The sequence below is a fragment of the Daejeonella sp. genome (assembly GCF_037719425.1).
Lineage (GTDB): Bacteria > Bacteroidota > Bacteroidia > Sphingobacteriales > Sphingobacteriaceae > Daejeonella.
The window spans coordinates 22,279-28,453 of record NZ_JBBJNI010000042.1 but is presented as its reverse complement, the minus strand read 5'-3'; the positions used below and the strand labels follow the sequence as shown (position 1 = coordinate 28,453).

The following is a 6,175-nucleotide window of genomic DNA, read 5'->3' as shown; positions in this document are numbered from 1 at the left end:
CACGATCTCGTTATCTGTTCGCGACATCTGAAGATTAGCTGAATAACGAAGAGCTCCTGCCTGGTCGTTCCAGCCGCCCTGCAACTCAAATCCCTTATTTTTCATTCGGCCGCCAGAGTTATTAAGAGCCGCACCATACATTCCGGAAACAGCATTCCGCAAAAGTATATCCCTGGTATCCTCAGTAAAGTAATCTACAGAAGCGCTAAGTCTGTTCTTTAGCAAAGCAATGTCCAGTCCGACATTTGACTTGAGACTTTTTTCCCAGGTAATGTTTGGATTAGCGATCTTGTTCTGATAAATACCTATCGAAGCCGCCGGTGTCGTACCAAATACTCCACCGCTACTTCCAACCTGCGTAAATGCACCCAAATATTCAAAATATGTATTCGCCGGATTCCCTGTCCTTCCGTAAGACGCACGCACTTTTAGAAAATCAATTGCGCCTCTTTTTATGAAGTCTTCTTCAGATGCGATCCATGCTGCCGAAGCAGCCGGAAAAAATCCGTAGCGATCACCTTTTGGATACTGCTCGCTGCCTTCGTAAGAAGCTACTAAATCAAGCAAATAGCGGTTATTAAAGCGGTAGGAGAAACTCGCCTTCGGACCCTGAAAATTCCGTGTAAGGTTAAGAGTACGAACGTTATCAATTTGATCCCGGTCATACATTAACATTGCCCGTACTGCATGATTTCCGGATTCTCTATCATAATTTAATGATAAGGAATGATCAAAGATTCTGACAACCTGATCATAGCCTCCCGAAGCTGCGATCGGGCTGTTGAGGCCAATTTTGGTATAAGATCCATTGGCATTCAGGTTATATACTTCAAAGTTTTTAGACCTGCTGATTATAAACTGAGTATAGTTATTGAAGCCGAAATTCCCTTTCAGACTAAGGCCTTTTATGAGACTGTTAAAGTCATACGTAAGCTCGGAAAACGTTGAAAGTGAGGTAATGATATAGTTAGAATAGCCCTTGTAATTGAGCATCCCGTATGGATTACTAACATAATCGGCGTTTCCAGCAAGGGAACCGTCTGCATTCCTGATTGGATGAGCATTTGCAGGCGTGTTATATAAAGGAGCAAATATGCCTTCGTCATAACTGGCTGAATAAGCTCCCGGGGCATTCCTTTTATCGCGTTTTGTACGCACATCCGTAAAGAGCTTCAGGTGCTTGGCAATATCTATTTCAACATTCGCCCGAACGTTTATAGCATCAATATTGGTGTTCGTATTATAGGTATTAACACTTTTGTCGACATTAAAGATTCCACCTTCGTTCAGGTAGCTTCCAGAGAAGTAATATTTCGCTGTTTTGCCGCCGCCACTTATATTAAGATTATTCCGGGTTTGCATGGAATAGTCCTTTAACAATTCATCGGTCCATTTGACATTCGGATACCTGAACGGATCGCTTCCTGACTTATAAGCCGTAAGTGCAGTAGCATCATATTTAACCCCGCCAAGCGGATTATCATTCAACAACGCCTCGTTATAAAGCGTTGCATAATTGAAGGCATCAAGTGGTTTCGGAAGCCTTGTTGGCTGTTGAAAGGCACTTTGAAGATTGTAATTGATTTTAATCTTGCCTTCATGTCCCCTTTTTGTGGTAATGAGAACTATACCATTTGTAGAATTCATCCCGTAAAGGGCTGTCGAAGCCGCATCTTTGAGAATTGTTATACTTTCAATATCATTTGGCTCAAGCATAGTCTCGTCATCCCTTCTTCCATTTATAAGTACCAGCGGCGAATTTAGTCCGCTAAAGGTATGATATCCGCGAATCGAAAGAGATGAGCTCTCCGAACCGGGTAAACCATCCGTCTGCGAAATAGCAAATCCAGGCAAGCGGCCTATTACCGAGTTAATCCGGTTGCTTCCCGGAATCGTATTTACCTGCTCACCCGAAATGTACGATACCGAACCGGTAATGTATTTCAGCGGTATTTTGCCGTTTAGTGTAGGTATTCTTAACGAATCTCTGTGTAAGGTGGCGATAGAATCCCTCAGGGCGACCGGCCTTTGCTGAGCTTCTCCATCATACGCTAGAATCGCAAGCAAAAAGCCTGAGAGCAGCGATTTTCTGAAAGTTTGAGTAAGGTTTTTATTCATATACTGTTAGTTAGCTACATAATTCAACAATGCTTTAGCGTGATAATACATTAGGGGCCGTAATGATCCTGTTCCTTACCAAAACATACAGATAGCCGGAGAGACTGGTACTTAAAACAATATCTTTCCCTTTAACCCACAAATTGGCAAACAGTTCCTGAACTACGTCTTTGGCATCATCTTCTTCACGCAGCATCATCAACGCATGTCTGTAAATCCCCTCCCAAGCCTGCCATAAATCTCAGCAAATACCTTCTGATCGTCCGACTTCAATAAGTCCAGAAGCTCTGAATATGAATATGATTTGTCAGAGATCATTAAGTTAAGTTATCACGAATATAACAACCTGATTTTAATAAACAAGGAAATTTATCATCTTTTAGAGTGTTCGTGTACGTTAACACTCAAAACGTAACATTCGGCCCAATTGCGTAAAACTTTCTGTGGTGAGTAGGCGCCATTGTCAGCACGACATGAACCCCCATGCTTTATTTTCGCAAAACATCCCCAACCAAATCAGGAACAGCCCAGCTCCTATCTATTATTAATAATTGCATATACAATACTTTAGTTTACCTTTGCATTTCAAAGTACTTTCATATGCCCTTAAAGGTTAACAGCAAATACATGGAATATGCGATCGTGCTTTTCCTTACAGAGGTTTTTATAGCACTGTATATTACCGACGCCTTCGTTCGTCCTTATGTTGGCGACTTCCTGGTGGTCATACTTCTTTACTGTATAGTTAAAAGCGTAGTGGAGGCGAATAAAACAACGATAGCTTTATCTGTATTGCTTTTCGCTTACCTGCTCGAAACCCTGCAATATTTCAGGATTGTAGAGGTCCTCGGCCTGGAAAGCTATCCTTTAGCTAATGTTATTATAGGCACTTCGTTTGCGTGGATTGACATGCTTGCCTATACATTGGGAAGTATAACGGTTTTGATAGTTGAAAGGAGATTCACCGGATGAGATATTTTGTAAAAGAAGATTCTGTCGTAAGAAAGATCTGGGGAAATCCAGATACGATACTTTTCATTTTTGCCGGCGCTTCCGCGGAGTTTGCCCTGAACAAGGCTGTCGACTGGCTGTACTTTACAGGGCGTCTTCCCGCCGATCCCATCGGAAGATTATTCTCCACGGTTGGATATGCCAAAAAAATTGTATTCTCTGGCCATGAAGATGCTTTAAGAGCTATTGATCAAATAACCGCAATACACAAGAACGTAGAAGCCAATCGTGGTGCAAAGATTCCTGATTGGGCTTACTGCGATGTTCTCTACATGCTGATAGATTACTCGATACGAGCGTTTGAGGTATTGGAACGCAAGATGACGGAAGTGGAAAAAACTGAAGTTTTCGAAGTATTCAATGCAGTTGGATTACGGATGGGGATTAACGGTCTCCCACAGAATTATTCTGATTGGAAGGAAAGCCGGGATCTCCACCTTGAAACGAATATGGCTTATGGCGCACTCACAGCAGATCTCTATAAGCAATATCGCAAACATCTCGGTGCTGTCCGTTTTGCAATATTAAAGCAGGCCCAGAATCTCATAGCGCCCCCACAGGTTAAGAAGTTACTCTCTTTGAAAGGAGTTAAATTACTGGTTCCCGTCATAGCGGTTTATAAAATCTGTCGCCTTTTCAAACTTGATGGCCCGGTAAAAGATCTCATATTACCTACAAGGTATAAAGAGCAGATCCTGGCGTTAAAGGTTGGATAACTTAGGTCAATAACTACTTGTGCTTTTCATGGTGCTTTAAAACTCCAATTACCCGCTTTCGTACGGATATAAACCTCCCCAGCATGATGCCGGCAGATAACAAAATAACAAAAGCAGATAGTTCATTCCCGCTAAACCAGTGCTGGAAGATCGTACGTCTGAAAATAGCAAAAATGATATATAGTCCCAGAATTACACCGCTGACAATATCCATTTTCATCATGACTTTATTGGCTTGCTCATGCCAAAATATGTTAGCGGCACTTCCGATAACAAAACCAAGTACAGTTCCCATAGAAAAAGCTACCAGCGATTTTGCGATAGTGATATAGGAGGACGAAACATCATAGATGCCGATAATTAACATTATACTAAGGAGTACGAGGAAAAGTCGCAGCCGGAACACGAGCTTTTTGTGTACGAATTCTTTACTGTATGTCCTACGCTTCAGCGCCATTAGCTAAAGAACACCCGCAACTGGATATAGTTTATTGTGTTAATTCTCCTGGCGTAATTTCCTTAAAAATGCTTTCCGTAAACCGTCTATCAAGATGGTACTTACTTTTTCTTCAAATGAGGGTGAACGTCTCATGCGACTCTACGTATAAATCGGATTCATCTTACCCATCATATACCGCACCCTCATCCCTAATATGGGTGCCTATCAATCCAAATTGTTATATCTAATACTTCTGGATATAAAGAAAAAGGTTGATATTTAACTAACCTTGTTATGGTAAAAATATTAGAATGAAAAGAAGAGATGTTATTAAAAGCCTTGCCATTTTGCCCGTTTCCGGAGCGGTAGCAGGCAGTTTAGGTGCTGAAACCTTTTCCCCTGCTCAAAAGGCGAAACGTAAAAGTGTATATGAGCCGCTCGGGGTGAAACCAATGCTTAATGCGCGCGGAACTGTTACTGTTATCGGTGCTAGCAAATTGCTACCAGAAGTGCGTGAAGCAATGGATGCAGCAATCAATGAGTATGTACAAATCGATGAGCTGATGGACGGTGTGGGCAAACGCCTGGGTGAGATTATGGGTACAGAGTCTGGCTGTGTGACATCGGGCGCTTCCGCAGCTATAACAGCAGGGACAGCCGGGTGTGTCACCGGCGGGGATCCCGACAAGATCTGGATGATACCTAATATCACAGGAATGAAAGATGAGGTGGTAGTACCATCTTATTCCCGTTCCGCTTACGATGCAGGCTGTAAAGCGGTTGGTGTACGGATGGTACAAGTTGCCAATGTAGAGGAGTTAAAAAACGCTTTAGGCCCAAGGACTGCTATGGTCTACTTGCTTGCAGGAGCCGGCTCAAACGACGGCCCGCTATCGTTAAAGATCATTTCAGAGATAACCAAACCGATGGGTATCCCTATTTTAATAGATGCAGCAGCTGAAGGGCCCGAAAACCCTAACCCCCATGTTCAGCAAGGTGCTGACCTTGTAGCTTATAGCGGCGGGAAGTTTATGCGAGGCCCGCAATGCGCCGGCCTGCTCGTTGGCCGTAAAGACCTGATTATGGCTGCCAGAATGAATACCGGGCCCCACCATGGTTTCGGGCGCGGCTTCAAAGTAGGGCGTGAAGAAATAATTGGAATGTTGACGGCTGCAGAGATGTGGTTTAAGCGTGACCATGTTGCAGAAAGAAAACTATGGACCACCCGTCTTGAAACTATAGCTCAAAAACTAAAGACTATTCCCGGTGTCAATACCAGTATCCGGCAGCCTGCGGGGCGCTCAAATCCGGCGCCTGGTTTGTCGGTTACCTGGGATAAAGCTACGATCCCTTATATCGGACAAGATGTAGAAGATCTTTTATGGACCGGCACTCCCCGAATATCCATCGGGGCTGCCGGAAGTTATTTCCAGCCTAACCAGCGAACAAGCGTATCAGTGGATGCATCACAAATGGATAATGGTGATGAAAAAGTAGTGGCAAACCGTATCTACGAGATCCTTTCGAAACCCCAGCCTGTGTCCCGCCCCAGCGGCCCTGCAGCAGCAGATCTGAGCGGGCAGTGGGATGTAGAAACCAAGTATTATGCTGCTACGGTAAGCCAGACTTTTATGATCCAGCAGACAGGCAACGACTTAAAGGGCACTTATATTGGCCACATCGGATCACGCGACCTGGTTGGAACTATCAATGGCAATCATGTGATCATCCGGAGTACCTACGGTGTTGATGGGGCAAGGGTCCACTCCTTCTTTAATGGAAAGCTGGTTGGAGACACCTTACAGGGTCATCTCAGTGTCGGAGAATATGGTGAAGGAACGTGGACTGCTAAGAGGCATGTGTTTAAGATGTCTTAAATTGCAGCTTTAAC

The 6,175-nt window shown here is 43.7% G+C and carries 6 protein-coding genes; 3 read left to right on the top strand and 3 right to left on the bottom strand.

Annotated elements, in window-relative coordinates:
* Together WKF69_RS07690 and WKF69_RS07685 are read right to left on the bottom strand one after the other, a co-directional pair.
* The coding region (locus WKF69_RS07690) for a SusC/RagA family TonB-linked outer membrane protein (protein ID WP_340380958.1) at window positions 1-2,118 on the bottom strand (2,118 nt) is incomplete at its 3' end.
* A gap of 34 nt (window positions 2,119-2,152) precedes the next feature.
* The gene (locus WKF69_RS07685; RefSeq protein ID WP_340380956.1) at window positions 2,153-2,317 is read right to left on the bottom strand and encodes a sigma factor; all 165 of its coding nucleotides are present in this window, start codon (window positions 2,315-2,317) and stop codon (window positions 2,153-2,155) included.
* A 401-nt stretch (window positions 2,318-2,718) separates the two neighbouring features.
* Between WKF69_RS07685 and WKF69_RS07680 the strand changes: the two genes are divergently transcribed.
* A complete protein-coding gene (locus WKF69_RS07680; RefSeq protein WP_340380955.1) occupies window positions 2,719-3,090 on the top strand; it encodes a DUF2809 domain-containing protein in 372 nt (123 codons plus the stop codon).
* Window positions 3,087-3,845, top strand: coding sequence for an oxygenase MpaB family protein (locus WKF69_RS07675; protein ID WP_340380954.1), 759 nt, complete (start codon window positions 3,087-3,089; stop codon window positions 3,843-3,845). Before WKF69_RS07680 ends, WKF69_RS07675 begins: the two co-directional genes overlap by 4 nt.
* A gap of 13 nt (window positions 3,846-3,858) precedes the next feature.
* Here the strand turns inward: WKF69_RS07675 and WKF69_RS07670 are convergent, their stop codons facing one another.
* The gene (locus tag WKF69_RS07670) at window positions 3,859-4,212 is read right to left on the bottom strand and encodes a hypothetical protein (protein ID WP_340380953.1); all 354 of its coding nucleotides are present in this window, start codon (window positions 4,210-4,212) and stop codon (window positions 3,859-3,861) included.
* A 383-nt stretch (window positions 4,213-4,595) separates the two neighbouring features.
* On the opposite strand from WKF69_RS07670, the gene WKF69_RS07665 reads away from it, so the two are divergent.
* Window positions 4,596-6,161, top strand: a complete 1,566-nt coding sequence (locus WKF69_RS07665; protein WP_340380952.1) for an aminotransferase class V-fold PLP-dependent enzyme — start codon at window positions 4,596-4,598, stop codon at window positions 6,159-6,161.
* Window positions 6,162-6,175 lie beyond the last annotated feature (14 nt).

What these genes read in the sequence shown, in the direction of transcription:
- WKF69_RS07665 (WP_340380952.1), top strand. Translation starts at nt 4,596, where the DNA reads ATGAAAAGAAGAGATGTTATTAAAAGCCTTGCCATTTTGCCCGTTTCC.
- WKF69_RS07670 (WP_340380953.1), bottom strand. Translation starts at nt 4,212, where the DNA reads ATGTTAATTATCGGCATCTATGATGTTTCGTCCTCCTATATCACTATC.
- WKF69_RS07680 (WP_340380955.1), top strand. Translation starts at nt 2,719, where the DNA reads ATGCCCTTAAAGGTTAACAGCAAATACATGGAATATGCGATCGTGCTT.
- WKF69_RS07675 (WP_340380954.1), top strand. Translation starts at nt 3,087, where the DNA reads ATGAGATATTTTGTAAAAGAAGATTCTGTCGTAAGAAAGATCTGGGGA.
- WKF69_RS07685 (WP_340380956.1), bottom strand. Translation starts at nt 2,317, where the DNA reads ATGATGCTGCGTGAAGAAGATGATGCCAAAGACGTAGTTCAGGAACTG.